Source organism: Xanthobacter sp. ZOL 2024 (assembly GCF_052932325.1).
In genome coordinates, this window is the sequence record NZ_CM128808.1 from 2,619,172 (window position 1) to 2,645,177 (window position 26,006).

The window sequence follows — 26,006 nt, forward strand, 5'->3', positions numbered from 1 at the left end:
GGAGGGGCGGGATTAGCATGCCTCTCTTTGCGCCGGGCCAAAGACGGCGCCGGGATTGAGCGGCAGGATCATGCCATGGCCATGGGGGAGGACATTCATCTGACGCCCCCGCGCGCCGGCGCCGCGCGGGGTGGTCTTGCTGCGCCTGATCTCGCGGCCTCTGAAATGGGAAGCGCGGAGACCGACCAGGCCTGGATCGCGGTGATCCAGAAGATGGACGAGGCCTATGCGGAGCTGGTGAGCCAGCAGGTGGAGCTGGAGGCCAAGAACGTCGCGCTGGAAGAGGCCCAGGGCTTCATCGCCGGTCTGCTCGGCGCCATGACCGATGTGCTGGTGGCCTGCGACCTGTCCGGCCGGGTGGAGCAGGTAAACCTGGCCGCCGAGCGCGCCTTCGGCCAGCGGGCCGAGGCCCTGGTGGGCCGGCCGCTGGCGGAGCTCATCCATGGCGCCTCCCCCACCAGCGCCGCCGACGTGCTCGACACCATGGCGAGCCGCGCCCGCATCGCCGATCGGGAATTCAGCCTCGCCACCCCGGAAGGCCCCCTGCCGGTGGCGGTGAACGGCGCGCTGCGGTTCGATCCGCGCGGGCGCGCGGTGGGCATCGTGCTGGTGGGCCGGCCCATCGGCGAACTGAAGCAGGCCTATTCGGACCTCGCCAGCGCCCATGAACATCTGAAGCGCACCCAGCAGCAATTGGTGCATGCGGAAAAGATGGCCTCCCTCGGCCGGCTGGTGGCCGGGGTGGCCCATGAGCTCAACAACCCCATCTCCTTCGTCTATGGCAACGCCCACGCTTTGAAGCGCTATGTGGATCGCCTGCTGCGCTATCTCGATGCGGTGCCCGCCGAGGGGGCGGCGGCCACCGCCGCGCGGGCGGAATTGCGGGTGGACCGGGCGCTGGCGGATATTCCCTCGGCTCTCGCAGGCATGCTGGAAGGGGCGGAGCGGGTGCGCGACATCGTCGCCGACCTGCGGCGCTTCTCCTCCGACCAGCGCGGCGCCCGCGAGCCGTTCGACCTCGCCGCCGTGGTGCGCTCGGCGGTGGACTGGGTGGCGAAATCCCAGATGCCGGACCTTGAGGTTCAGGTGGCGCTGCCCGACGATTTCGAGACCATCGGCCATCCCGGCCATATCCATCAGGTGGTGATGAATCTGGTGCAGAACGCCGTGGACGCCATGGAAGGCCAGAGCGCGCCACGGCTCGACATTTCCGGCTCGCGCACCGCCGATAGGCTGGTGCTGGAGGTGCGCGACAGCGGCACGGGCATTCCGACGGAGGTGGTGGACCGGGTGTTCGACCCCTTCTTCACCACCAAGCCGGTGGGCAAGGGCACCGGGCTCGGCCTCTCCATCTGCTATCGCATCGTTGCCGAGCATGAAGGCCGGCTGACGGTGGAAAATGCCGCCGGCGGCGGCGCCGTCGCCACCCTCGCCCTGCCCGCCGCTGGAGGACGCCCATGAGCCGCGCCGCTTCTCCCGCCTTCAACGTGCTCTGGCTGCAATCGGGCGGCTGCGGCGGCTGCACCATGTCGCTGCTGTGCGCCGAGGCGCCGGATCTCGCCACCACCCTCGGCAGCGCCGGCATCCACATGCTGTGGCATCCCACCTTGTCGGAGGAGACCGGGGCGGAGGCGGTGGCCCTGTTCGAGGCGGTGCTGGCGGGCGAGATCGTGCTCGATGCCCTGTGCGTGGAGGGGGCGCTGCTGCGCGGGCCCAACGGCACCGGGCGCTTCCACATTCTCGCCGGCACCGGCATCGCGACCCTGGACTGGGTGCGGCGGCTGGCGGCCAGGGCGCGCCACGTGGTGGCGGTGGGCACCTGTGCGGCCTATGGCGGCGTCACCGCCGCCGGGGTCAATCCCGCCGATGCCTGCGGCCTGCAATATGACGGGCGGCAGAAGGGCGGGGCGCTGGGCGCCGATTTCCGCGCCGCCGGTGGCCTGCCGGTGGTCAATGTCGCCGGCTGCCCGACCCATCCCAATTGGGTGACGGAAACCCTGATGCTGCTGGCGGCGGGCCTGATGGGGCCCGACGATCTCGACCTCTATGGCCGGCCGCGCTTTTACGCCGACCACCTGGTGCACCACGGCTGCCCGCGCAACGAATATTATGAATACAAGGCCAGCGCCGAGAAGATGAGCGATCTCGGCTGCATGATGGAGCATCTGGGGTGCCTGGGCACCCAGGCCCATGCGGATTGCAACACCCGCCTGTGGAATGGCGAGGGCTCGTGCACCCGCGGCGGCTATGCCTGCATCAACTGCACCGCGCCGGAGTTCGAGGAGCCGGGCCACGCCTTCCTGGAAACGCCGAAGATCGGCGGCATTCCCGTGGGCCTGCCCACCGACATGCCCAAGGCGTGGTTCATCGCGCTGTCGTCCCTCGCCAAGGCGGCCACCCCGGAGCGGCTGCGCCGCAATGCGACCGCCGACCACGTGCTGACGCCGCCCCAGGTGCGGGATATTCGGAAAAGATGAGCGAGACCCGCCTGATCGTCGGTCCCTTCAACCGGGTGGAGGGGGACCTTGAGGTGCGCCTCGACATCGCCGACGGGGCGGTGCGGGCGGCCTATGTCTCCTCGCCCCTGTTCCGTGGCTTCGAGCGCATCCTGGAGGGGCGCGACCCGCGCGACGCCCTGGTGATCGCCCCGCGCATCTGTGGCATCTGCTCGGTCTCCCAATCCCACGCGGCGGCGCTGGCCCTGGCGGCGCTCGAAGGGGTGGCGCCGACGCCGAACGGGCGCATCGCCACCAACCTCCTGGTGGCCACTGAGAATCTCGCCGACCACCTCACCCATTTCCACGTTTTCTTCATGCCGGATTTCGCCCGCGCCGCTTATGCGGACCGGCCCTGGTTCGGCATGGCGGAACGGCGGTTCAAGGCGGCCAAGGGGGAGAGCGTCACCCGCGCCCTCGCCACCCGCGCCACCCTGCTGCATGTGATGGGCCTTCTGGCCGGCCGCTGGCCCCACACTCTGGCGTTGCAGCCGGGCGGGGTGAGCCGCAGCGCCGATGCCCGCGACCAAATGCGCCTTGTGGCGACGCTGGCCGCCGTGCGTGCGGCGCTGGAGGAGCATCTGTTTGGCGGCGCGCTCGACGAGGTGGCGGCGCTCACCAGCGTTGCCGAGCTCGAGGCGTTCGTGCGCGGGCGGCGCGGCGACCTCGCTTTGTTCCTGGAGATCGCCGAGGACCTCGGGCTCGATCGCCTGGGCCGGGCCTATGACCGCTTCCTGTCCTATGGCGCCTATCCGCAGGCGGAGGGGCGCCTTTACGGGGCGGGCACCTTTGCCGGTGGGCAGGCCGGCGCGGTGGATGTGGCCGCCATCGCCGAGGATCACACCTTCGCCCGTATGGAGGGGCGGGAGGCGCCCCATCCTCCGTTCGAGGGCTCCACCTTTCCCGATGCGGATGATGAGACCGGCTACACCTGGTGCAAGGCGCCGCGCCTTGCCGGCCAGCCGTTCGAGACCGGGGCCCTGGCCCGCCAGGTGGTGGCGGGCCACCCGCTGGCCCGCGACCTGGTGGCGCGGGAGGGGGCGAGCGTGCGGGCCCGGGTGGTGGGCCGCCTCCTGGAACTGGCGCTGACCCTGACCGCCATGAGCCAGTGGGTGCGCGACCTCTCCCCCACGGCTCCCTGGTGCGCCCAGGGGCGCCTGCCCGCCACCGGCCGCGCCTTTGGCCTGACGGAAGCCGCCCGCGGGGCGCTCGGCCATTGGGTTCAGGTGGAAAAGGGGCGCATCGCCCGCTACCAGATCATCGCCCCGACCACCTGGAATTTCTCGCCCCGCGACGGCGCCGGGGTGGCTGGGCCGCTGGAAGCGGCGCTGGTGGGCGCCCCGGTGCGGCCGGGGGAAACGACACCGCTGAGCGTGCAGCATATCGTGCGCTCGTTCGATCCCTGCATGGTCTGCACGGTGCATTGATGGCGGGCGCGGACGCCGGCGCCGAGATCCGCCTCAGCGGCATCGTCCAGGGGGTGGGCTTTCGCCCCTTCGTCTATCGCCTCGCCCTGCGTCTGGGCCTGCGCGGCAGCGTGCGCAATGCCGGCGATGCGGTGGTGGTCGTGGCGGTGGGGCCAGCGGCGGCCCTCGATGCCTTCGTGCAGGGGGTGCGGGACGAGGCGCCGCCATTGGCGCGGATCGAGGCGTTTGCCCGGCGGTCGCTGACGGCGCAGGAACTGGCCCTGTGGCCGGGCGAGGCCGGCTTTTGCATCGCCGAGAGCGGCGCCGGCGCGGTTTCCGTCGGGGTGGTGCCCGATGTGGCCACCTGTCCCGCCTGCCGCGCGGAGATCGCCGATCCCCGGGCGCGACGGTTCCGCTACGCCTTCACCAATTGCACCGATTGCGGCCCGCGCTTCTCCATTGTCACCGGGCTGCCCTACGACCGGCCCGCCACCACCATGGCCGGCTTTCCCTTGTGCCCCGCCTGCGCCGCCGAATATGCCGACCCCGCCGATCGCCGCTTCCACGCCCAGCCCATCGCCTGCCCCACCTGCGGCCCGCGGGTGTGGCTGGAGCGGGTGGATGATCGTGGTGGCGCGGGGGCGATCGTCGATGGCGGTGTTCCCCCTCCCAACCCTCCCCCGCAAGCGGGAGAGGGCCTTTACGGTGGCGCGGGTGCTGGCTCTGGGCGGAGCAGCGAGGCGGTGGTGTCCGCTCCGGCCTCCCCGGGTGGCGCTTCTCCCTCTCCCGCTTGCGGGGGAGGGCCGGGGAGGGGGCTCGCCGGAGATGAGGGCGAGCGCTCCGAAAGCGCTGTGGCGCTGCCGGCGGGAGAAGGCGTTCGCGTCGGGATGGCGGATGCCATCGGTGCGGCCGCCGCGCTGTTGCGGGCGGGGCGGATCGTGGCGGTGAAGGGGATCGGCGGGTTTCACATCGCCTGCGATGCCACCGATGCCGCCGCCGTCGCCAATTTGCGGCAGCGCAAGCGGCGACCCAGCAAGCCGTTGGCGGTGATGGCCGATCGGGCACGGGCTGAGCGGCTGTGTGAGATCGGCCCGGCAGAGGCGGCGGCGCTGGAGGCGCCGTCGGCACCCATCGTGCTGCTGCCCCTCAAGGAAGGCCACGGGCTGGCGCCGGAGATCGCCCCCGGCCAGCGGCAGGTGGGCGTCATGCTGCCCTATACGCCGCTGCACCATCTGCTGATGGAGGCGGTGGGGCGGCCGCTGGTGATGACCTCGGGCAACAGCTCCGGCGTGCCGCAGGTGATCGCCAATGAGGAGGCGCGCGCGGCGCTCGCCCACATCGTCGATGGGTTTCTCATGCATGACCGGCCCATCGCCCGCCGGCTCGACGACAGCGTGGTGCGCCTCGCCGCCGGTGCGCCGCGGGTGATGCGGCGGGGCCGGGGCCTCGCGCCCCTGCCGCTCACCCTGCCGGAGGATTTCGCCGGAGCGCCGCCGGTGCTGGCGCTGGGCGCCGAGCTGAAAAGCGCCATCTGCCTCACCCATGGCGCCAAGGCGCTGCTGTCCCACCATCTGGGCGATCTGGACGAGCCCGGCACGATCGATGCCTTCGAGGCGGCCATCGCCGATTATGCCGCCATGTTCGCCCATGTTCCCGCCCGGGTGGCGGTGGATGCCCACCCCGGCTACCACGCCACCCGCTTCGGCACCGCCTGGGCGGCGCAGCGGGGGGTACCACTGGAGGTGGTGCAGCACCATCACGCCCATATGGCCGCGGCCATGGCGGAGGCCGGCTGGCGACGGGCCGACGGGCCGGTGGTGGCGATCCTGCTGGATGGCTTAGGCCTGGGGGAGGACGGCACCCTCTGGGGCGCGGAGATCTTCATGGGCGATTACCGGTCCGCCCGCCGGACGGCGCGGCTGGCGCCCATTGCGCTGATGGGTGGCGATCAGGCGAGCCGGGAGCCCTGGCGGGTGCTGCTGGCCCATCTCGACCAGGCGCTGGGCCGCACGGCGGTGGATGGTGACCCGCAGCTGGCGGCGCTGTTCGCGGGCAAGCCGCTGGCGACCCTGCGGGCCATGGCGGACAAGGGCCTCAATGCCCCCCACGCCAGCTCCGCCGGGCGGCTGTTCGATGCGGTGGCGGCGCTGCTGGGCCTGGCGCCCGACCGGCTGAGCCATGAGGGCGAAGCGGCCATGGCGCTGGAAGCGGTGGCAGCCAGCGCCGCGCCCTATCCGCTCGCCGTGACCGAACGGGACGGGCTCTGGGCGCTCGACCCGGCCCCCCTGTGGCGCGCGCTCCGGGCCGACCAGGCGGCCGGCCGGCCGCTCTCCGCCATGGCCGGGGCCTTCCATGCCGGGCTCGCGGCCGCCTTCGCCGAGACGGCGATCCTCATCGCCCGGCGCGAAGGCATCGGCGCCGTGGCCGTGGCCGGCGGGGTGTTTCAGAACCGGATGCTTCTGGAGGCGGTGGTCGCCCGGCTGGCCGATGCCGGCCTGCGGCCGCTGGTGCCCGCGAACGTGCCGGCCAATGACGGCGGCCTCGCCCTGGGCCAGGCGGTGGTGGCGGCGGCCCGCCACATTTGAGCGCCCGGCGCCACGATGGGTGCCACGGTCGGCGCCTCAGCGGGCGTCGATGCCGTCGCGAATGGCGCGCAGGCGGGCGTAGACATCGGGGAAGGCGTCGAGCTTGGAAACCGCCACCATGCGCATGTGGCCGGTGGGGCCGAAGCGCAGCCATTGCACGATTTTCACCGGCTCGCCGGTCTTGGCGTCCACCGCCTGGGCCATCACCTCGAAGCCCGGCGTCTGGTTGATGCGCAGGGGCTCGGCGCGCTCCACCTTCATGTCGCGCAGGCCGTTGAGGGTGCTGAGGGCGCGCAGGGCGAACTGCCGCCGCTCGTCCTCGCGGGGGGAGCCGTTGGCCACCGTCACCACCATATAGGGCTGCTCCGGCCCCTCAATGCTGTTCTTGGGGCCCCGGGTGAGGATCACGGTGTTGCCGCCGAAGGTGCGCACCACGTGGAAATCGGACAGTTCGGTGACGGTGAAGGGCAGCGCCGCCACCTGGTCCTGCACGGAGCGGAAGGCGAGGGTGGCCAGCGCCGCCTTCATGTCGGCATCGGGAAACGCGGCGGCGTCGCTCTCCGAAACCTGGGCGGTGATGAGCGCAGTGGTCATGTCGGTGCCGGCCAGGAGGATCCACTTGCGCACCCGGAACGGCCCGGCGGTCTGGGTGCCGGTCACCAGCTCCGCCTTGGCGCCGGGAATGGGGAAGGGCGCGCGGGACTCCACGGTGATGCCCTTGGAGGCGAGGGCGGCATCGGTGAAGCCCTCCACCAGCTGGCCATAGGCCTCCGGCGGCATGTCCACCATCAGGATGGAGGCATTGCGGCCCCGGTCCTCGAAGCCGGCGAACTTGTCGCTCGGCACCATGCCCGGGGGTGGCACAAGGCCGATCACCGCGCCCGGTGGAAACACCACCTCGCGGCTCGGCGCGGCCTGCTGGGCCTGCGGCGCCGGGGCGGATTGGGCAGGGGCGGATTGGGTGGACGGGGCCGGCGCGGAGGCTGGCGCAGTCTGGGCCGGCGCAGTCTGGGCCGGTTCAGCTTGGGCCGTCTGAGCCTGGGCCTGCGGGGCGGCCAGGGGGGCCAGCGTCACGGCGGCCACGGCAAGGGGGGCGAGGGTGGAGCGGGCGTTCACCCGAAGGCGCGCAATTGCGTGGATCATGAACGTCGCTCCTCAGCCTCCAGCGCGCCCGGCCGCTTGGCAAACCCGCCGGGCCGGGGGGTGCCGGACGAATCGCCCGAATGGATCCGGCCCGCACCGTGGCACGAATGCCGCGCCGGCGTCACCGGCTTCACGCAGCGGTGACCCGCCGCAAGGTCAGGTTGAACCGCCCGCCTTCCGCCAACAGGCGCGATGAACCGGGAATGATGCGATCGACCCCGTGGAAGGCGAGCCGGCTCGCCCCCGAGAGCACGAACACGTCGCCGGAGCCGAGGCGGATGGAGCGGGTGGGGCCGGAGCGGACCTCGGTGCCGAGGCGGAACACCGCCGTATCCCCCAGCGAGATGGAGACCACCGGCGCCGTCAGGTCCGCTTCATCCCGGTCCTGGTGCAGGCTCATGCGGGCGTCGGGGCCGTAATAATTGATCAGGCAGGCCTCCGCCGGCACGTCGGCGCGGCCGAACCGGCTCCAGGCATCGGCGATCCGGGGCGGCAGGGGCGGCCAGGGCGCGCGCGTGTCCGGGTGGAAGGCCTGGTAACGGTAACCGGCGGCATCGGAGACCCAGCCGAGTGGCCCGCAATCACTCATGCGCACGGTGAACGGCTTGCCGGAACGCGGCATGGTGGGGGTGAACAGGGGTGCCTGCGCCAGCACGGCGCGCACCTCGGCCAGGAGCGCGGCCTGCGCCTGCGGATCGAAGGCTTCAGGATACCATCGTGCCCCGGGGGCGAGCGTGAGAGACGAGGTCACGGGCAGCCTCCGGTGGGACCGGGCCGGGACGGCCTTGCGGTCACGTCGAACTTAGTCCAAGCCTGTGGGCAGGCACATGCCCCAACATGCAATGAGGCGGTGCGCCCCGTCACCGCCCGGAAGGAAGCAGGCCCATGGCCCAGCACGGCAAATTCTACTGGAACGAGCTTCTGACCGACGACGTGGAAAAGGCCAGGGCGTTTTACGGCGCGACGCTGGGCTGGACCTTCGACGCCATGCCTTCCGGCGACGGCCACGCGTATTACGTGGCGCATCTGGGCGGCGAGCCGGTGGCCGGGATGATGGATAAGACCGACATCCTGCCGCCGGAGGTGCCGCCCCATTGGTTCCCCTACATCAATGTGGACGACATCGACGCCCGGCTGAAGCTGCTGGAGGCCAATGGCGGCCAGGTGCTGCGGTCGGCGTTCGAGGTGCCCGGCATCGGCCGCATCGCCATCGTCGCCGACGCCACCGGCGCGCCCATGGGCTGGATGACCGCCAACGACGCCTGACGACGCGGGCGGCTGGGCTCAGGCCGCGAACTCGTCGAGCGTGACCCGGTGGACACCCGCCGCAGTCATGTCGGCCCAGGCCCGGGCGAGGGAACCATTGAGGTCGAGGCCGCGGCATCCGTCCTCGATCACATGGGTGGCGAAGCCATGCCGCGCCGCATCGACCGCCGACCAGGACACGCAGAAATCGGTGGCGAGCCCCATCACATAAACCGTGTCGATGCTGCGGTCGCGCAGGTAGCCGGCGAGCCCGGTGGGCGTGGCGCGATCGGCCTCGTAGAAGGCGGAATAGCTGTCGATGTTGCTGTGGTGGCCCTTGCGCACGATCAGCTGCGCGTGGGGAATGTCGAGCCGGGATGCCAGCCGCGCCCCGACGCTGTCCTGGATGCAGTGGTCTGGCCACAAAATCTGCTCGCCATAGGGCAGCGATATGGTCTCGTGGGCGACCCGGCCGGGGTGGCTGGAGGCGAACGAGATGTGGCCCGCGGGATGCCAATCCTGGGTCAACACCACATTGTCAAAGCTCTGGGCCAGATAATTGGCGATTGGCACGACTTCGTCGCCGTGGGGCACCGCCAGGGCACCGCCCGGCAGAAAGTCCACCTGCACGTCGATCACAACCAGGGCAGAGCGGGCATTCGGGGCGCGCCCCGACCTCGCAGTTACGGGCGCAACCTGCTGGGCGGGCATTGGGCATCCTCACGGCGCGTGAAAAAGGGCGCGTCGGCCAGTTAGCATGCCTTGCGGCGCCAAATCACCCCCCCTATATCCGCCTCGATCGTCGTTTCGCGACGAACCCCAATTTCAAGTGAAGGGGGCCGGCGGACTGGTCGGGGGAGGGGCCCGCGATCGTTCCCTGCGGGTGCCGAAAGGGCCCGGTCGGTCTGCCGACAAGGAGAAACTATATGGCCAAGATCATCGGTATCGACCTCGGCACCACCAATTCGTGCGTTGCGGTGATGGAGGGTTCCAGCCCGAAAGTCATTGAGAACGCCGAGGGCGCGCGCACCACGCCGTCCATCGTCGCCTTCAGCGAGGATGGCGAGCGTCTGGTCGGCCAGCCCGCCAAGCGGCAGGGCGTGACCAATCCGGAGCGCACGTTCTTCGCGGTCAAGCGCCTCATCGGCCGCCGGTTCGATGATCCCACCGTCACCAAGGACAAGAGCTTGGTGCCCTACCAGATCGTGCGCGCCGACAATGGCGACGCGTGGGTGGAGGCCGACGGCAAGAAATATTCGCCCTCGCAGATCTCCGCCTTCATCCTGCAGAAGATGAAGGAGACCGCCGAGTCCTATCTCGGTGAGAAGGTCGAGAAGGCGGTCATCACCGTTCCCGCTTACTTCAACGACGCCCAGCGCCAGGCCACCAAGGACGCCGGCAAGATCGCCGGTCTCGAGGTGCTGCGCATCATCAACGAGCCGACCGCGGCCGCGCTCGCTTATGGCCTCGACAAGAAGTCGGCCGGCACCATCGTGGTCTATGACCTCGGCGGCGGCACCTTCGACGTGTCGGTGCTGGAGATCGGCGACGGCGTGTTCGAGGTGAAGTCCACCAATGGCGACACCTTCCTGGGTGGCGAAGACTTCGACATGCGGCTCGTCAACTATCTGGCTGACGAGTTCAAGAAGGAGCAGGGCATCGACCTGCGCAACGACAAGCTCGCCCTCCAGCGGCTGAAGGAAGCTGCCGAGAAGGCCAAGATCGAGCTCTCGTCCGCCACGCAGACCGAGATCAACCTGCCGTTCATCACCGCCGATGCCTCCGGCCCGAAGCATCTCACCATGAAGCTCACCCGCGCCAAGTTCGAGGCGCTGGTGGAAGACCTGATCCAGCGCACCATCGAGCCCTGCCGGCTCGCTCTCAAGGATGCCGGGCTCTCCGCCGGGCAGATCGACGAGGTGGTGCTGGTGGGCGGCATGACCCGCATGCCCAAGGTCCAGGAAGTGGTGAAGCAGTTCTTCGGCAAGGAGCCCCACAAGGGCGTCAACCCGGATGAAGTGGTCGCCATCGGCGCCGCCATCCAGGCCGGCGTGCTCCAGGGCGACGTGAAGGACGTGCTGCTGCTCGACGTGACCCCGCTGTCGCTGGGCATCGAGACCCTGGGTGGCGTGTTCACCCGCCTGATCGATCGCAACACCACCATCCCGACCAAGAAGAGCCAGGTGTTCTCCACGGCCGAGGACGGGCAGACCGCGGTGACCATCCGCGTGTTCCAGGGTGAGCGCGAAATGGCGGCGGACAACAAGATCCTCGGCCAGTTCGACCTCGTCGGCATCCCGCCGGCGCCCCGCGGCGTGCCGCAGGTGGAAGTGACCTTCGACATCGACGCCAACGGCATCGTGCAGGTTTCCGCCAAGGACAAGGGCACCGGCAAGGAGCAGCAGATCCGGATCCAGGCGTCCGGCGGTCTCAATGAGTCCGATATCGAGAAGATGGTGAAGGACGCCGAGGCCCACGCGGCCGACGACAAGAAGCGCAAGGCTCTGGCGGAAGCCAAGAACCACGGCGAGGCGCTGGTCCACTCCACGGAGAAGGCCCTCTCCGAGCATGGCTCGAAGATCGGCGACGCCGACAAGGGCGCCATCGAGAGCGCCATCGCCGACCTCAAGGGCGTGCTCTCGGGCGAGGATGTGGAGGCCATCGAGGCCAAGACCCAGACCCTGGCGCAGGTGTCGCTCAAGCTCGGCGAGGCCATGTATGCGGCCCAGCAGGGCGGCGAGGAAGGGGCCTCCAAGCCTCAGGAAGACGTGGTGGACGCCGAGTTCACCGAAGTGGACGACGACAAGAAGAAGTCGGCCTGATCAAAAGCGCCGGTGGGCCCCAGGGCCCGCCGGCGTCCCGCTTCCGGCGGGACGCATGTTGTTTCAATCGTCGCGTCTGGATCCGCTGGGCGTGCCGTGGCGGGAGGTGGGGGCATCGGCCCCCTGCGATGCCGGCGGTAGGCTCCGGACAGGGCGGCGTTTCATAGGAACCGGGGACACTGTCCGGCGTGCCTCAGGCCCGGACGGCGGGGCAGAGGCCCGTTGCGGCGGGTGATGGACGAGCATGGCCAAGCGCGATTTTTATGAAGTTCTCGGCGTGGACCGGGGCGCCGACGAAACGGTGCTGAAGGCTTCCTACCGCAAGCTCGCCATGAAATGGCATCCCGATCGCAACCAGGGCGACGGGGAAGCCGAGATCAAGTTCAAGGAAGTCAACGAAGCCTATGAGGTCCTGAAGGACCCGCAGAAGCGCGCCGCCTACGACCGCTTCGGCCATTCCGCCTTCGAGAATGGCGGCGGCGGCGCCGGCTTCGGCAATGACTTCGCCTCCTCTTTCGCTGATATTTTCGACGATCTATTCGGCGGCGCCATGGGTCGCGGCCGTGGCGGTGGCGGCGGTGGTGGCCGCGGCCGGGGCGCGGACCTGCGCTACAACATGGAAATCACGCTGGAAGAGGCGTTCTCCGGCAAGACCGCGCAGATCAAGATTCCCACCTCGGTCAGCTGCGAAGCCTGCAACGGCACCGGCGCCAAGGCGGGCACCAGCCCGAAGCCCTGCCGCACCTGCGGCGGCGCCGGCAAGATCCGCCACGCCCAGGGCTTCTTCACGCTGGAACGCACCTGCCCGAGCTGCCAGGGCCGCGGCTCGGTGATCGAGGATCCGTGCGGCGCCTGCGGCGGCGCCGGCCGGGTGACCCGCGAGCGCACCTTGTCGGTGCAGATCCCGGCGGGGGTGGAGGATGGCACCCGCATCCGCCTCGGTGGCGAGGGTGAAGCCGGCGTGCGCGGTGGCGCGGCGGGCGATCTCTACATCTTCCTGTCCATCGAGCCGCACCCCTTCTTCCAGCGGGAAGGGGCGGACCTCTATTGCCGCGTGCCCATCTCCATGGTGACGGCGGCCCTGGGCGGCCAGGTGGAGGTGCCGACCATCGATGGCGACCAGTCCAAGGTGAAGGTGCCCGAGGGCACCCAGTCGCAGAAGCGCTTCCGGCTGGCCGGCAAGGGCATGCCCATTCTGCGCACCCGCAATTTCGGCGACATGTATGTGCAGGTGGTGGTGGAAACCCCGCAGAAGCTCACCAAGCGGCAGAAGGAATTGCTGGCCGAGTTCGACAAGGAATGCTCCGGCGAGACCCATCCTGAATCCACCGGCTTCTTCGCCAAGGTGAAGGAATTCTTCCAGGGCGCCGCTGGCGAGAGCGCCTGAGGCGGGATGATGTCGTGAAACGGCCCGGCGACGGGGATGTCGCCGGGCCGTTTTCGTTTGGGTCAGCGGTCGCGGGCAGCCTTGCGCGCGGCATCCATGCCCAGGGCGATGCCCTGGGCATAGGGAGTCTTGGGGATGGGGCCGATGAGGCGGGCGAGGGCGCTGTCGTCGAAGATCACCGGATCGGTCATCAGATAGTGCATCTCCACCAGCTCCCGCATCATCGGATCGAACAGGCCGGCGAGGCGGAGCATGAGCCGGTTCGCCACCAGCAGGCGGGGCTGCCGGCGGGCCAGCGCGAACGCCTGCTCGGCCACCTCCCGCACGGTGATGGTGCCGGCTCCCGCCAGGTTGAAGGTGGTGCCGAAGGCGGCATCCTGCTGTAGCAGCCGCAGCACCACCGGGCCCACATCGGGCACGAACACGAACTCATGGGGCCGGTCGATGGGGCCGATCACCTTGGCCCGGCGCCCGGTGGCGGCGGCAGTGAAGATGTCGGCGAGATAGCTGCGCTCCACGCCCGGACCATAGAAATCGGGCAGGCGCAGGATAGAGGTGGCGATGCGGCCCCGGGCGTGGGCCTCCAGCACCAGGTCTTCCTGGTCCTTGCGCATGCGGCCCTTGAAGGTGTGCGGCACGCGCGGATGGCTCTCGTCCACCCGCGCGGCCTTTGGCCGGCCGAACCCGTAGGCGGTGCCGATCAGGAGCAGGCGCCGCACCCCTTCCGCTTCCGCCGCCGCCAGGGTGCGGGCCATCAGCTCGGGGTGCAGGTGAAAGGCGTCATAGGGCACGCCGACCGTGTAGACGAGGGTGTCGAGCCCGCGCATGGCGGCGCGCATGGAGGCGGTATCGGCCGGGTCCCAGGGGCGGGCCTCGACCGAAGCCGGAAAATGGCTGTGGATGGCGCCGGCGCTGCGGCCGATCACCGCAAAGGGTTCGCCGGTCGCGGCCAAAGCCGCACCGACGCTGGCGCCGATGGCCCCGGTGCCGCCCACCAGGGCGAGGCGCGCGGGAATTGCGGCTTGTGATGCGGGCACATCAGTCATAGAAGAACCCTGAACAGCGTTCACTGAACGATGTTCATAAACTAAACAATGTTCATGTCAATTGCCGAAGGAGACCTCCGTGGAGGGTGCGACCCTGCGCGCCAGACGCAAGGAGGAGGCCCGGCAGCGCATCCTGGCGGCGGCGCGGCGCATTGTGTTGGATGAGGGCTATGATGCCCTGACCATGCGGCGCATCGCCCAGGAGGTGGCCTATTCCCCGGCGGCGCTCTATCTGCATTTCGAGAATCGCGAGGCCATTGCCCGCGAGCTGGGCGGCGCAGGCATGCGCGCCCTTCATGACAGGTTGGCCGAGGCCGCGCAGGTGGCCGCGCCGCTGGCCCGCATCCGCGCCCTGGGGCAGGCCTATATCGCCTTCGCCCGGGCGGAGCCCGAAAGCTACCGGCTCATTTTCATGGAAGCCGGCTTCGCCCAGAGCGCGCTGGGTGGCAAGGACGAGATGGGCGCCACCGCCTTTGCCCTTCTCACCGCGCCTTTCGCCGCGCTGGACGCGGCCGGAAAGCTGCGCGCGGGCAGCGATCCGGCGACCCTCGCCACCACCCTTTGGGTCTGCCTGCACGGCATCGTCAGCCTCAAGATGACGTGCTCGGCTTTCCTTTCGGCACCTGCCGAAGACCTGTTCTCCGCCGCCCTGGATCCGCTGGTCCACGGCATGCTGGAGGCCGGCGCCGAATCTTGACCATCCCTCGTTTCCCGTCTAATCGCCTCGCATCCTTCCGATGACCGGGCGCCAGAGGTGCCGCTGATGCTACATTCCCGAGAGCCGCGCAGATCCAGCCACAAGCCGGGCCTCAACGACGAAGTGCGCTTCCTGCAGTCGTGGTTCCGCAATCCGCTCAAGACCGGCGCAGTCTCTCCCTCCAGTCCGGGCCTCGCCAAGATGATGGCGAGCTATCTCGATCCGCGCCAGGATGGCCCGGTGATCGAGCTCGGGCCGGGCACCGGCCCGGTGACCAAGGCGCTGCTCGCCCGCGGCTTCGCGCCCGAGCGGCTGTTCCTCATCGAGTACAATCCGGAATTCTGCGCGCTGCTGCGCCGCCGCTATCCGGGCGTGACGGTGATTCACGGCGACGCCTACGCCATGCGCAAGACCCTGGGCGACAAGCTGCCGGGCAAGGCGGTGGGCACCATCTCGTCGCTGCCGCTGTTCACCATGCCCCAGCCCGAGCGCCATCGCATGGTCAACGAGGCGTTCGACATGTCGATCCCCGGCGCGCCGTTCGTTCAGTTCACCTATGCGGTGGTCTCGCCGGTGCCGCTCTTGCCGGGCAAGATCGAGGGCAAGGTGTCGCCGCGGGTATGGATGAACCTGCCGCCGGCCCGGGTGTGGGTCTATCACCGGCCGTGAGGGGGCGGAACGGGAGCGCGACAGGCTTTTCGCGTTCTCCACCTTGCCTCGGTCCACCTCGGCGGGCTAGGCCATCCGGTGGTTGAAGACGCGCCAGGCTGCGTTTCGGGCGCGGTGGCGTGAGACAGGAGGGGTTATGTCCGGGGCGTATCTGGGCGGGGAGCATGGGTTGGAGGCGGCGCGCGATCGCCTCATCGTCGCTCTGGATTACCCCACGGTGGCCGCCGCCGAAGCGCTGGTCTGGCAGCTCGGCGACGACGTCACATTCTATAAGATCGGCCTCGAGCTCACCATCGCCGGCGGCCTTGATCTGGCGGCCGACCTCATCAGCGCCGGCAAGCGGGTGTTTCTCGATCTCAAGCTGCACGACATCGGCAACACCGTGGAGCGGGCCACCGCCGCGGCCGCCGCGCGCGGCGTCAGCCTGCTGACGGTCCACGCCTATCCCCAGACGCTTGCCGCCGCCGCCCGTGGCGCCGCGGGCAGCGGGCTGAAGGTGCTCGGTGTCACCGTGCTCACCTCCTATGACGATGCCGACCTCGCGGCCGCCGGCTATGCCGCCGGCGTGACGCAGACCGTGCGCCGCCGGGCCGGCGACGCGCGCGCCGCCGGTGTTGCCGGGGTGATCTGCGCGCCGACCGATGCCGCCATGGTGCGCGGCGTGCTCGGGCCGGATGGCCTGGTGGTGACGCCGGGCGTGCGGCCCGCCGGGGCCGCCGTGGGTGATCAGAAGCGGGTGGCGACGCCCGCGGAAGCCATCGCCGCCGGCGCCAACATGGTGGTGGTGGGCCGGCCCATCACGGCTGCGGCCGACCCGCATGCGGCGGCCCTTCAGATCCTGTCGGAGCTTGCCGGCGCCTGAGGCGCGAGAGGGGGGTGGTCATGGCGAAGGGCTATTGGTTCGTCAATGTCGACGTGGTCGACCCGGTTGAGTTCATCACCTATGCGGAGGCCAATATCCGCTTCCTGCGCGAGCAGGGTGCCCATTTCCTGGTGGCCGGAGGCGATTTCGACCATCACGAAGGCATCAAGCGCCATCGCAACGTGCTGGTGGAATGGCCTTCCTATGAGGCGGCCCTCGCCGCCTATCAGCTGCCGGAATATCAGAAGGTGGTGCGGCTGCGCCGGGACAGCGCCATCACTGATCTCGCGGTAGTGGAAGGCTATGACGGCCCGCAGGCCAGCGCCGCGCCGCCGCAGGCGGTCGGCCCGGAATTCCCCCTGGCCTACTGGATGGTGCGGATGGATGTGACCGATCCGCAGCGCTACGAGGCCTACAAGGCGGCCGACGCCCAGGCGCTCAGCGCCTACAAGGGCTGGTTCCTGGTGCGCGGCGGCCGCGCCCAGGTGATGGAGGGCAAGGGGCGCTCCCGTTACGTGGTGGTGGCCTTCGCCGACCTCGCCACGGCGCGGGCCTGCTACCAGTCGTTCGAGTATCAGCAGGCGCTCGCCCATCGCAAGCTGGCCGCAGAGGGCGACCTCATCATCATTTCCGGCTATGCCGGCAAGCCGGCCGCCAGCTGAGCCGGCCTCCGGCCGGCGCACGCGCGGGCCGGCAATCTCAAGGAGAGACCCTGTGTCGGAGCTGCGTATCGTCATTGCCGGAGCCGGCGGCCGCATGGGCCGTGCCCTCATCAAGGCCGTCGCTGAGCAGCCGGGGCTGGTGCTGGCCGGCGCCCTGGAGCACGCCGGCAGCAGCCATCTGGGCGAGGATGCGGGGGTGATGGCGGGGCTGCCGGCCTGCGGCATCACGGTGGAGAGCGACGCGGCGGCCAGCGTCTCGGGCGCCGATGTGGTGATCGATTTCTCCTCGCCCGCCGCCAGCGTGCGGCTGGCCGAGCGGCTGGCCGAGGCGGGCATCGCCCATGTGATCGGCACCACCGGTTTCTCGCCCCAGGACAATGCCGCCGTCGCCGCCGCCGCGCGGCGCACGGCGGTGGTGAAGTCCGGCAACATGAGCCTCGGCGTCAACCTGCTGGCCGCGCTGACCCGGCGGGTGGCGGCCACCCTGGACGAGAGCTTCGACATCGAAATTCTCGAGATGCATCACAACCGCAAGGTGGATGCCCCCTCGGGCACCGCTTTGCTGCTGGGCGAGGCGGCGGCCGATGGCCGGGGCCGACCGCTCGATGAATGGTCCGAGCGCGGCCGCGATGGCCTGACCGGTCCGCGCAAGCCGGGAGCCATCGGTTTCGCCTCCCTGCGCGGCGGCTCGGTGGTGGGCGAGCACGCGGTGATCTTCGCCGGTCCCGCCGAGCGGATCGAACTGGTGCACAAGGCGGAGGATCGCATGATCTTCGCCCATGGCGCCCTGGTGGCGGCACGCTGGGTCAAGGGGCGCGAGCCGGGCCTCTACTCCATGACCGACGTGCTGGGCCTGTCCAATTTCTAAAGATGTTGCGGAGCCTTTGATGTCCGATCGTATCCTCGTGCTCGTGCGCCACGGCCAAAGCGAGTGGAATCTCAAGAACCTGTTCACCGGCTGGCGCGATCCCGCCCTCACCGAGCAGGGTGTGGCCGAGGCCAAGCGGGCTGGTGCGCGGCTGAAGGCGGAAGGGCTCACCTTCGACACCGCCTTCACCTCCGGCCTCACCCGCGCCCAGAACACGTGCGCGCTGATCCTTTCGGAGATGGGCCAGGCCGATCTCAAGCCGGTGACCAACCTCGCCCTCAACGAGCGCGATTACGGTGACCTCTCCGGCCTGAACAAGGACGACGCCCGCGCCAAGTGGGGCGAGGAGCAGGTCCTGGTGTGGCGCCGCTCCTATGACGTGCCGCCGCCCGCCGGCGAGAGCCTGAAGGACACGGTGGCCCGCACGCTGCCCTATTATGTGCAGGAGATCCTGCCCTGCGTGCTGCGCGGCCAGCGCACGCTGGTGGCCGCCCACGGCAATTCCCTGCGGGCGCTCATCATGGTGCTGGAGAAGCACACGCCGGAAACCATCGTGAAGCGCGAGCTCGCCACCGGCGCGCCCATCATCTATCGCCTGGCCGCCGATTCCACGGTGGCGGAGAAGCGCGAACTCATCGGTTGAGGCCGCGCCGCGCGCATCTTCGGGCGAAACGGATCCCGGCTCGCGTCAGGACGGTGCGTGACGTCAATGGATCAGAGCCTTTCATTGAAACGATGAAGGGCTCTAGTCGAGCGTCGGCGGCACCGCATAGATCCAGACGCTGCGGCGGGGCTGCGGACCCTGGGGGGCCGCCGCCGCACTGTCGGCAGAGGCGGCAGCGCTGCCGCGCTGTGGCGGGCTCTGCGGCCCGGAGGCGACCGCAAGCGGCGCATCCGTGTAGCGGGCGTGCAGGTCCTCGGCCCGGCGGCTGTTGGCGCCGATGAGACATAGGGCACGCTGCTCGAAATTGCCGATGCCGCGGGGGCCTTCAAACGGCGCCACGCTCTGGCAGTCGAAATTGCGATACAGAAGGAAACGGCTCTGCGCCTCCTCCAGCAGGGTCTTCCAGCGGCCCCGCTGGGCCGGCGAGAGGTCGGCGCGCGTGGCGATCACCAGCACGGCATTGGCCAGTTCCGCTTCCAGCGCCTGCTCGCTGGTGCGGATGGTGGCAGCGAGGCACTGGGCATAGTCCCGCGGGGCGCCGGTGCCGCGCGGGCAGATCTCCACCGGCTGCCAGAAGCCGCCGTCCGGGTCGACGGGCGCGGCTTGGGCCCCGCCGGCGAGCGCCAGCGCCGCCAAGCCTGGCGCTATCAAGCCCAACGCCACCCGGCGCAGGCCGGTTCCGGGAGCAGACCTCAAGCCGCTGCCCGCCGGGCCAGAAAGGCGCCGATCCGCTCCATGGCGGTGGCGATGCTGTCCCGCGAGGCGGCATAGGAGAGGCGCAGATAGCCTTCCCCGTGGACGCCGAAATCCGGGCCGCCGATCAGGGCGACGCCCGCCTCCTCCAGCAGCGCCGATGCCAGCGCCTTGGCCGAGGTCCAGCCGGTGCCGGTGATGTTGGGGAAGGCGTAGAACGCCCCCTTGGGGGTGGTGCAGGAGATGCCGGGCAGGGCATTCAGCGCCTCCACCACCAGCCGGCGGCGGGCGTCGAATTCGGCCACCATGGCGGCGACGGCATCCTGTGGACCCTCCAGCGCGGCGATGCCGGCATATTGGGTGGGGGCATTGACGCAGGACCACGCATTCACCGCCAGCTTGCGCACTTGGTCGAACAGCGGCCGGGGCCACACTGAATAGCCGAGCCGCCAGCCGGTCATGGCATAGGTCTTGGACCAGCCGTTGAGCAGGATCAGCCGGTCGCGGATGTCCGGATAGGCCAGCAGGGTGCGGTGGGTGGCGCCATCGAACAGGAAGTGGTCATAGATCTCGTCGGAGAGCAGCGCCACCTGCGGATGCGCGGCAAGGCCGGCCACCAGGGCGTCGATCTCCTGGGGCGGGGTGACGCCGCCGGTGGGATTGGCCGGGGAATTGATGATCAGCAGCCGGGTGCGCGGGGTGATGCGCGCCAGGGTTTCCGCCGCCGAGAAGGCGAACCCGTCCGCTTCGCGGATGGGGACCGGCACCGCCGTGGCACCGGTGTGCTCGATCATGGAACGGTAGATGGGGAAGCCCGGGTCCGGATAGAGGATCTCCGCCCCCGGCTCGCCAAACAGGCGGATGGCCGCATACATGGTCATCTTTCCGCCGGGCATGATCATCACCAGGTCGGGGTCGACCTCCACCTGGTAGCGGTGAAGCAGGTCGCGCGCCACCGCCTCGCGCAGGGGCAGGATGCCGGTGGAGGGGGTGTAGCCATGAGCGCCGTCCCGCAGCGCCTTCACCGCCGCGTCGACGATGTGCTCGGGGGTGCGGAAATCCGGCTGGCCGATGCCGAGATTGATGATGTCGCGGCCGCTGGCGGCCAAGGCGGTGGCCCGGGCCAGCACCGCAAAGGCATTTTCTTCGCCGATCCGGTCGAAGGCGGCGACGGTGGTGAGCATAAGGCGTCTCCCGCGCGGGGCCGCCTGGGATCGCGGCTGTGGGATGATGAGATAGCATCATCCCACCAGCCGCGGCGACCCCCGCGGGCGGGATCAGGCGGCGGCCAGGGCCGCGCGGGCGTGGGTGCGGATGCGCTCCACCATGGACCGCAGGCCGTTGGAGCGCTGCGGCGTCAGGTGCCCCTCCAGGCCGATCTGCCGGAAGATGCCGAGAATATCGGTCTCCAGGATCTCCTTGGGGCTGTGGCCGGACACCAGCGTCAGCAGCACCGCCACCAAGCCCTTGACGATATGGGCGTCAGAATCGCCCTGGAATTCGAGAACGGTGCCCTTCGGCGTGCTCTTCTGCTCGCAGATGAGCCACACCTGGCTCGCGCAGCCCTGCACCTTGTTGTGCTCGTTGCGCTCGGCTTCCGGGAACGGGGGAAGCGCCTTGCCGAGCTCGATGACGTGCCGGTAGCGGTCTTCCCAATTGTCCAGGAACTCGAAATCCTCGATCAGCGTGTCCTTGTTCATGAAACCGGTCCCTTCGCGGAAAGCCGCTTGCTATCCATGATGCGCAATAGGGTGCCGCAATGTGGCGGCAGGCTGTGCAATGCACCATGAGCATACCGCGAGAGCGCTGCGGCGGCAAAAGGAACCTTGCCGCGCCACCTGTCCCTGACCGCTTGGCGGCAAGGGGTGGATCCGGCGCGCGAACGGCGTGGGTCAGCCGGAATGCTTGCCGCTGGTGGCGGGGGCGGCGGGCTGCACCTTGTCGCCCTTGCCCCAGGCGGGGGCGAGGTCCTGCGGCGTGAGGCCGAGGGCGCCGGTGGCTTCGGGCGCGCCGCCGCTCGCCACGGTGGCGTCGGCGGGGGCTGTGGGCGCGGCCGGCGTCGGCGCGTTCTGCGTGCCGATGGCGTCGGCCACCCACTTGGCGCCGGCCTGGGCCTTCTGGGTGAGGTGCGTGACCATCTGGCCGCCCACGGCGCAGGCCTCCGGCTGGCGGCTGCAGAAGCCCCGCACATCGGCCACCACCGCCTGCGCCGCGCCGAAGGCGTCGAACACGCTGACGTTCGTGCCGTCGTTGCCCTTCAGGCCAAGCGGCAGCAGCAGCAGCACCAGTCCGATCCAGAACATCACGCGCAGCAGGAAGAACATCGCTCCCTCTCACCCCATCTCGCACCGGTCGCTGGGTGTGCGACACGTCGAACAGGGCCATCATACCAGAGCGGGGGCCCCGGGGGGTGTGAGCGGGGGGCGGGGGCGCAGGACTTTTCAAGGCATCGTTAACGCTGGAGCGGCCCCGTGGCCGGCTTAGCGTTCGTTTAAAGCCTTCATGGCACAGTGGCGCCACTGCACGGAACGGAACTACGACAAGACCTTCAATGCCGGTGACACAACGCAACATGGCGCCGCCCAGCGGCCGTGACGGCTTCGGTGGCCTGGCGCGGGCCTCCATGTCCCGCGTGGCGGGCGCCGCCGATGACGGGCTGCCGCGCCTCGCGGTGCTGGGGCGCATCGTCGCCGCGGTGCTGGGAGCATTGGGCGTCGTCGCTCTGGTCAGCGCCGGATCGGTGCTGGTGGGGCAGGCCTCGGGCCTGCTGGTGGGCGAGCCGCTGGATGCGCTGTTCCTGTTCGCCGCCGGCCTGCTGTGCGGCGCGCTGGCCGCCATCGCCGCCCGCCTCAGCCGCGCCGCCCGTGGGGTGTCCGATGCCGGGCTGTGCGCCGGCGCCGTATTGGTGACCGTGCACGGTCCCATGGGCGAGGTGCGCGCCGTGGAACATGCGGATGGTGCGTTCACCGGCGCCGCGCGCGAGGCCCTGCTGGGCCAGGCCCTGTTCAACCGCGTGCAGGTGGCCGACCGGCCGGCGTTCCTGGCGGCGGTTCGGGTGGCGGCGCATGGCCGCAATGCGGTGAGCTGCGACCTGCGGCTGCGCGGCGGCGCCGACGACAGTTCGTTTCAGGCCTTCGAGGTGCGGGGCCTGCCGGCTCGCCAGGGCGGCGCCCGGCTGGTGTGGCGCGAACCCTCGGTGCCCAAGCAGCAGGCCGACGAGGAGGCCCGCGCCCGCGCTGATGCCGAGCAGGCCAACGCCGCCAAGAGCCGCTTCCTGGCCGCCATGAGCCACGAGCTGCGCACCCCGCTCAACGCCATTCTGGGCTTTTCCGAGCTGCTGGCCACCGAGACCGGTGCCCAGATGGACGATGCCCGCAAGGCGGACTACGCCCGCATCATCCACGAAAGCGGCCAGCATCTGCTCGGCCTCGTCAACGATATCCTGGACCTGTCGCGGGTGGAGGCCGGCGCCTATGCGCTGGAGCCGGAGACCGTGGACACCGCCGAGCTGGTGGCGGGCTGCGCCGAGATGGTGGCGCTGGAGGCGGCGCGCAGCGGTGTGGAGGTGCGCAAGGTCATCGCCTCCGGCCTGCCGCGCCTCGATGCCGACAAGCGCGCCCTGCGGCAGATCGTGCTCAATCTCCTGTCCAACGCCGTGAAGTTCACGCCCGCCGGCGGGCGGGTGCAGATCACCGTGCGCCGGCAGGCCGACCGGCTGGTGCTGCGGGTGCGTGATACCGGCCCCGGCATGCGGCCGGAGGATGTGGCGCGGATGGGCGAACCCTTCTTCCAGGCGGGCGACCGCACGCAGAAGGCGCGGGGCAGCGGCCTCGGGCTGGCGGTGGTGAAGGGGCTCGTGACCCTGCACGAGGGTAATTTTAGCGTGGAAAGCGCCATTGGTCGCGGCACCACCGTGACCGTGAGCCTGCCCCTGAAGGCCGCGGCCAGTGCCGCGCGCGAGGGTGGGGCCGAGGTGGTGGCGGCCTTTCCCCAGCGGCGCGGGGCCGCAGCGCCGGCACGGAGGATGGCATGAGTCTCGATCAGGCGGCACTCGACCACGCACCGGAGCTGGTGGCCCCGGATCTGGGCCTGGACGGCGCGCCGGGTCCCGGCCCGCGCGGCGGGCGCCGGTTGAAGGTGCTGGATTTTTTGATGACCGCGGTGGTGGCGGCGGCGGGGCTCGGCATTCTGGCCAATGCCCTGGCTCTGCAGGGCCGTCATCCGGTGGCCCAACTGCCGGCGCCGGCGGTGGCCGGCGCGGCCGACGGGCTGGGCGACAAGGGCAAGGCCACGGTGCGGAGCACCTCCATCCCGCTACCGCCGGTCAACCCGAGCCATCACGGTGGAACCAGCGTGCAACTGGGCGAGCCCAACGGAACCCTCGGCTATCTCGCCTCCAAGACCTCGGTCACGGGCCTGTCCACGCCGCTCAAGCCGGTGAGCGCGGAAGAGGCGGCGGCCGGCGCCATCGCCGCGCCGCGCCCGGTGGCCGGCCAGCGCCCGCCGCTGGCCATGGGGGCCGTGACGGGAGATCTGGGCGGCATGCGCCCGCCCGCCAACATTCCCGCCTCGCCCCGGGTGCTTTCGGTGCAGCGGGCCCTGGCCAAGCTGGGCTATGGGCCGCTGAAGGTGGATGGCACCTTCGGCACCGAGACCCGGCTCGCCATCCAGCGCTTCGAGCGCGATCGCAAGCTGCCGGTGGATGGCGAGATCTCCGATCGGCTGGTGCGTGAGCTTGGGGCGGTTTCCGGCCTCGCGGTCAACTGAGCGGAGCGCGCGGTGGCCCGTCTGAGAAGCGATATCTTCGTGTCGGCGGTGATTCGCCAGGCCCAGGTGGAGGGCGCCTTCGCGGTGGTGGCGCGGCGCGGCTCCGAGGAGGCCGGCGCGGTGTTCGTGAAGGTGGCGGCGCTCGATGGCACCGCCGCCCTCTATGGGCCGGCGCCGCAGAGCGTGTTCGAAGCCGACGACACCGGCGCCCGGCGCTTCAGCGTGCTGGTGCCCCCCGGCCGTCCCGAGGCGGAGAGCGACCAGCGCCTCGCCAAGGAAATCCGTTTCGATCCCGATCTTTACGTGGTGGAGATCGAAGACCGCCAGGGGCGCTGCTTCCTCGATCTGGTGGAGCCATGAGGGCACGGGCCGGAAGGGCTGCCCCACCGGCATCGTTAACGACGTGTTAAGCCCCGCGAAACCATAAGAAGGCAATGGACGTTGTGGTCATGGTCGCACTGGAGGACCAGAGGCATGAACACGGTCATTGCATTCCCGACCAAACACGAGCGCGCCACCCGGGCGACGTCGGCCGCGCGCCGGCCCAAGGCGGATGGGGCCAGGCCTGATCTCGCGGGGCCCAGGATCGTGATCCTGCCGGTAGTGCGCATCGAGCGTCACGCGGATCCGGTCTCCACCCTGGCGCAGGAACAGGTCACGGCCCAGCGCGGCACGGGTTGCCGGCACTGAGGCGCAATCGTCGGGATTGAGTGTTCGTCCGGTCGCTATTCGGCGCGGGCGCAGGTGGCCGCCGCCAGCTCGCGACGCACCTTGGCCCTGAGGCTGCGGTCGCGCACGAAGGCGCGCACCAGCACGATGCCTTCCTGCGAGGGCGCCTCGATCACCAGCCGGTCGGCTGCGGTGATCTCTTCATCCTCCGGCAACGCCGCCTTCTGGTCGGCATTCATGAGATCGAGCTCGATCACCTTGCCCGCCGCCTGATCGGACAGCGCGTAGAAGGGCAGGATCTCATCCGTATAAAAGGACACCGACGTGTAGTCGGCGGTGGCGGGCACGCGCACCTTGAGCGGATGCTCGGTGAGGTCGAACAGGCACACCGCCGAGACGAAGGCCGGGTCCATCATCGGCAACGCCGCCTGCTGCGGCGTCGGTTCCGGCAGCAGCGTCATCACATTGGCATCGGTGATCTCGGACAGGCGGGCGAAGGCATTGCGCTCCGCCAGCGCCGGCATGGCGAGGATCGACACGATATGGGCGATGGCCGCCAGCACCAGCACCATGGCCAGCGGCACCATGAGCCGCAGCGGCCACAGCCAGGGAATGCGGCCCAGCAGTGCGCCGAAGCGGTGGCCCAGCCCGCTGCGCGGCGCGTTTGGGTGGGACGGACGCAGGGTGAAGGTGTCGAAGAGGCTCACGGGCAAGCCTCCTGGGTGATGTGCGGCAGCACGGTGGAGGCGTCGCCGGCCCCGGAGGCGAAGGAGAAGGGGGCATCATAGAGCCGGAGCGCCACCTTGAGGCGGCTGCGGGCCCCGGTGGGGATCCAGTTGCCCGGCCGTGCCCGCGGCGCCAGGCGCACATCGATGCCGCCGGTGGCCGCATAGACCGCCTCGGCGCTGGTGAGACCATAGCGTTCCGCGTCATTGGGAATGAAGCGGCCATCTTCATCCATCACCGCGAGAGTCCAGAGCCGGGCCTGGGGCAGGGTTCCGGTGATGCGGGTTTCGCAGCGTCCGTCGATGGGGCGGCCGGCATCGTCGGTGGTGGCGAGGAACAGCAGCCCGTCCGCCAGCTCCAGCGGCAGCTCGCCGGAACGCGCCACCGCCGCTCGCGCATAGGGATCGGCCTTAATGGTGCCGGAGCGGGGCCAGCCTTCCCAGGCGCCGGCCCGCACGGTGTCGAGCCCGCGCGAATGGGTCACCGCATAAAGCGTCACCCCGAGCCCCAGGGCGATGGCGACCAGGAAGGAAAAGGCGAGAGTGAGCAGGCGCACGGGTCGATCCGGGCTCGGCCCCCCAGCGGGCGGCGACGTCCTTA

27 protein-coding genes are annotated in these 26,006 nt (G+C 70.1%); 17 read left to right on the forward strand and 10 right to left on the reverse strand.

The annotated features are described in order from the left end of the window. The first annotated feature begins 75 nt into the window (after nucleotides 1–75). Genes ACU4E7_RS12045 through hypF form a run of 4 tightly spaced genes read left to right on the forward strand, consistent with a single transcriptional unit; the run spans nucleotide 76 to nucleotide 6,486 of the window. On the forward strand, nucleotides 76–1,461 hold the full coding sequence (locus ACU4E7_RS12045; protein ID WP_447018994.1) for a sensor histidine kinase: 1,386 nt from the start codon (nucleotides 76–78) through the stop codon (nucleotides 1,459–1,461). After that, a complete protein-coding gene (locus ACU4E7_RS12050) occupies nucleotides 1,458–2,477 on the forward strand; it encodes an NADH-quinone oxidoreductase subunit B family protein (protein WP_447018995.1) in 1,020 nt (339 codons plus the stop codon). The genes ACU4E7_RS12045 and ACU4E7_RS12050 overlap by 4 nt, the downstream gene beginning before the upstream one ends. Beyond that, entirely contained in the window at nucleotides 2,474–3,922 is a 1,449-nt protein-coding gene (locus ACU4E7_RS12055; protein ID WP_238119874.1) for a nickel-dependent hydrogenase large subunit, read from the forward strand. The genes ACU4E7_RS12050 and ACU4E7_RS12055 overlap by 4 nt, the downstream gene beginning before the upstream one ends. Continuing rightward, nucleotides 3,922–6,486, forward strand: a complete 2,565-nt coding sequence (gene hypF, locus ACU4E7_RS12060; protein WP_447018996.1) for a carbamoyltransferase HypF — start codon at nucleotides 3,922–3,924, stop codon at nucleotides 6,484–6,486. Before ACU4E7_RS12055 ends, hypF begins: the two co-directional genes overlap by 1 nt. Before the next feature lie 36 nt (nucleotides 6,487–6,522). Here hypF and ACU4E7_RS12065 read toward each other — a convergent pair whose 3' ends face one another. Both ACU4E7_RS12065 and ACU4E7_RS12070 read right to left on the reverse strand, forming a co-directional pair. Continuing rightward, entirely contained in the window at nucleotides 6,523–7,629 is a 1,107-nt protein-coding gene (locus ACU4E7_RS12065; RefSeq protein ID WP_238119876.1) for a hypothetical protein, read from the reverse strand. A 130-nt stretch (nucleotides 7,630–7,759) separates the two neighbouring features. Next, the gene (locus ACU4E7_RS12070; RefSeq protein ID WP_447018997.1) at nucleotides 7,760–8,380 is read right to left on the reverse strand and encodes an alpha-ketoglutarate-dependent dioxygenase AlkB; all 621 of its coding nucleotides are present in this window, start codon (nucleotides 8,378–8,380) and stop codon (nucleotides 7,760–7,762) included. 134 nt (nucleotides 8,381–8,514) lie between these two features. On the opposite strand from ACU4E7_RS12070, the gene ACU4E7_RS12075 reads away from it, so the two are divergent. Further along, entirely contained in the window at nucleotides 8,515–8,895 is a 381-nt protein-coding gene (locus tag ACU4E7_RS12075; protein WP_238119878.1) for a VOC family protein, read from the forward strand. Between the two features lie 18 nt (nucleotides 8,896–8,913). On the opposite strand, the gene pncA is transcribed toward ACU4E7_RS12075, so the two are convergent. Then, nucleotides 8,914–9,585, reverse strand: a complete 672-nt coding sequence (pncA, locus tag ACU4E7_RS12080) for a bifunctional nicotinamidase/pyrazinamidase (RefSeq protein WP_238119879.1) — start codon at nucleotides 9,583–9,585, stop codon at nucleotides 8,914–8,916. Nucleotides 9,586–9,800: 215 nt separating this feature from the next. On the opposite strand from pncA, the gene dnaK reads away from it, so the two are divergent. Together dnaK and dnaJ are read left to right on the forward strand one after the other, a co-directional pair. Beyond that, nucleotides 9,801–11,696 (forward strand): molecular chaperone DnaK, encoded by a 1,896-nt coding sequence (dnaK, locus tag ACU4E7_RS12085; protein WP_238119880.1) that lies wholly within the window; start codon nucleotides 9,801–9,803, stop codon nucleotides 11,694–11,696. A 244-nt stretch (nucleotides 11,697–11,940) separates the two neighbouring features. Then, a complete protein-coding gene (dnaJ, locus tag ACU4E7_RS12090) occupies nucleotides 11,941–13,083 on the forward strand; it encodes a molecular chaperone DnaJ (protein ID WP_238119881.1) in 1,143 nt (380 codons plus the stop codon). 62 nt (nucleotides 13,084–13,145) lie between these two features. Here the strand turns inward: dnaJ and ACU4E7_RS12095 are convergent, their stop codons facing one another. Then, nucleotides 13,146–14,129, reverse strand: coding sequence for an NAD-dependent epimerase/dehydratase family protein (locus ACU4E7_RS12095; protein WP_447018998.1), 984 nt, complete (start codon nucleotides 14,127–14,129; stop codon nucleotides 13,146–13,148). Nucleotides 14,130–14,208: 79 nt separating this feature from the next. On the opposite strand from ACU4E7_RS12095, the gene ACU4E7_RS12100 reads away from it, so the two are divergent. From ACU4E7_RS12100 to ACU4E7_RS12125, 6 genes are all read left to right on the forward strand, one after another. Beyond that, complete coding sequence (locus ACU4E7_RS12100) at nucleotides 14,209–14,826, forward strand: TetR/AcrR family transcriptional regulator (protein ID WP_447018999.1); 618 nt, start codon at nucleotides 14,209–14,211, stop codon at nucleotides 14,824–14,826. 66 nt (nucleotides 14,827–14,892) lie between these two features. After that, nucleotides 14,893–15,495 (forward strand): class I SAM-dependent methyltransferase, encoded by a 603-nt coding sequence (locus ACU4E7_RS12105; RefSeq protein ID WP_238119884.1) that lies wholly within the window; start codon nucleotides 14,893–14,895, stop codon nucleotides 15,493–15,495. A gap of 136 nt (nucleotides 15,496–15,631) precedes the next feature. Beyond that, nucleotides 15,632–16,357 carry an orotidine-5'-phosphate decarboxylase gene (gene pyrF / locus ACU4E7_RS12110; protein WP_447019000.1) on the forward strand — a complete coding sequence of 242 codons (726 nt, stop codon included), beginning with the start codon at nucleotides 15,632–15,634 and terminating at the stop codon, nucleotides 16,355–16,357. A gap of 20 nt (nucleotides 16,358–16,377) precedes the next feature. Beyond that, entirely contained in the window at nucleotides 16,378–17,019 is a 642-nt protein-coding gene (locus ACU4E7_RS12115; protein ID WP_447019001.1) for a DUF1330 domain-containing protein, read from the forward strand. Between the two features lie 52 nt (nucleotides 17,020–17,071). Further along, nucleotides 17,072–17,887, forward strand: coding sequence for a 4-hydroxy-tetrahydrodipicolinate reductase (gene dapB, locus ACU4E7_RS12120; RefSeq protein ID WP_238119887.1), 816 nt, complete (start codon nucleotides 17,072–17,074; stop codon nucleotides 17,885–17,887). Between the two features lie 19 nt (nucleotides 17,888–17,906). Further along, a complete protein-coding gene (locus ACU4E7_RS12125; RefSeq protein WP_238119888.1) occupies nucleotides 17,907–18,530 on the forward strand; it encodes a 2,3-bisphosphoglycerate-dependent phosphoglycerate mutase in 624 nt (207 codons plus the stop codon). Between the two features lie 102 nt (nucleotides 18,531–18,632). On the opposite strand, the gene ACU4E7_RS12130 is transcribed toward ACU4E7_RS12125, so the two are convergent. From ACU4E7_RS12130 to ACU4E7_RS12145, 4 genes are all read right to left on the reverse strand, one after another. Continuing rightward, a complete protein-coding gene (locus ACU4E7_RS12130) occupies nucleotides 18,633–19,187 on the reverse strand; it encodes a lysozyme inhibitor LprI family protein (RefSeq protein ID WP_447019002.1) in 555 nt (184 codons plus the stop codon). A 56-nt stretch (nucleotides 19,188–19,243) separates the two neighbouring features. After that, on the reverse strand, nucleotides 19,244–20,428 hold the full coding sequence (locus ACU4E7_RS12135; RefSeq protein WP_447019003.1) for a pyridoxal phosphate-dependent aminotransferase: 1,185 nt from the start codon (nucleotides 20,426–20,428) through the stop codon (nucleotides 19,244–19,246). Between the two features lie 93 nt (nucleotides 20,429–20,521). Then, complete coding sequence (locus ACU4E7_RS12140) at nucleotides 20,522–20,944, reverse strand: SufE family protein (protein WP_238119891.1); 423 nt, start codon at nucleotides 20,942–20,944, stop codon at nucleotides 20,522–20,524. A gap of 192 nt (nucleotides 20,945–21,136) precedes the next feature. Next, on the reverse strand, nucleotides 21,137–21,568 hold the full coding sequence (locus tag ACU4E7_RS12145) for a DUF5330 domain-containing protein (protein ID WP_238119892.1): 432 nt from the start codon (nucleotides 21,566–21,568) through the stop codon (nucleotides 21,137–21,139). A gap of 227 nt (nucleotides 21,569–21,795) precedes the next feature. Between ACU4E7_RS12145 and ACU4E7_RS12150 the strand changes: the two genes are divergently transcribed. The 4 genes from ACU4E7_RS12150 to ACU4E7_RS12165 all read left to right on the forward strand — a co-directional run bounded on the left by ACU4E7_RS12150 (nucleotide 21,796) and on the right by ACU4E7_RS12165 (nucleotide 24,701). Beyond that, nucleotides 21,796–23,277 carry a sensor histidine kinase gene (locus tag ACU4E7_RS12150; protein ID WP_447019004.1) on the forward strand — a complete coding sequence of 494 codons (1,482 nt, stop codon included), beginning with the start codon at nucleotides 21,796–21,798 and terminating at the stop codon, nucleotides 23,275–23,277. Further along, nucleotides 23,274–24,011 (forward strand): peptidoglycan-binding domain-containing protein, encoded by a 738-nt coding sequence (locus tag ACU4E7_RS12155; RefSeq protein ID WP_447019005.1) that lies wholly within the window; start codon nucleotides 23,274–23,276, stop codon nucleotides 24,009–24,011. Before ACU4E7_RS12150 ends, ACU4E7_RS12155 begins: the two co-directional genes overlap by 4 nt. A gap of 12 nt (nucleotides 24,012–24,023) precedes the next feature. Then, nucleotides 24,024–24,371 carry a DUF1491 family protein gene (locus tag ACU4E7_RS12160; RefSeq protein ID WP_447019006.1) on the forward strand — a complete coding sequence of 116 codons (348 nt, stop codon included), beginning with the start codon at nucleotides 24,024–24,026 and terminating at the stop codon, nucleotides 24,369–24,371. A 114-nt stretch (nucleotides 24,372–24,485) separates the two neighbouring features. Further along, a complete protein-coding gene (locus ACU4E7_RS12165) occupies nucleotides 24,486–24,701 on the forward strand; it encodes a hypothetical protein (RefSeq protein ID WP_447019007.1) in 216 nt (71 codons plus the stop codon). 35 nt (nucleotides 24,702–24,736) lie between these two features. On the opposite strand, the gene ACU4E7_RS12170 is transcribed toward ACU4E7_RS12165, so the two are convergent. Both ACU4E7_RS12170 and ACU4E7_RS12175 read right to left on the reverse strand, forming a co-directional pair. Further along, nucleotides 24,737–25,387 (reverse strand): DUF1254 domain-containing protein, encoded by a 651-nt coding sequence (locus tag ACU4E7_RS12170; protein ID WP_447019008.1) that lies wholly within the window; start codon nucleotides 25,385–25,387, stop codon nucleotides 24,737–24,739. Then, complete coding sequence (locus ACU4E7_RS12175) at nucleotides 25,384–25,962, reverse strand: DUF1214 domain-containing protein (protein ID WP_238119898.1); 579 nt, start codon at nucleotides 25,960–25,962, stop codon at nucleotides 25,384–25,386. Before ACU4E7_RS12175 ends, ACU4E7_RS12170 begins: the two co-directional genes overlap by 4 nt. Nucleotides 25,963–26,006 lie beyond the last annotated feature (44 nt).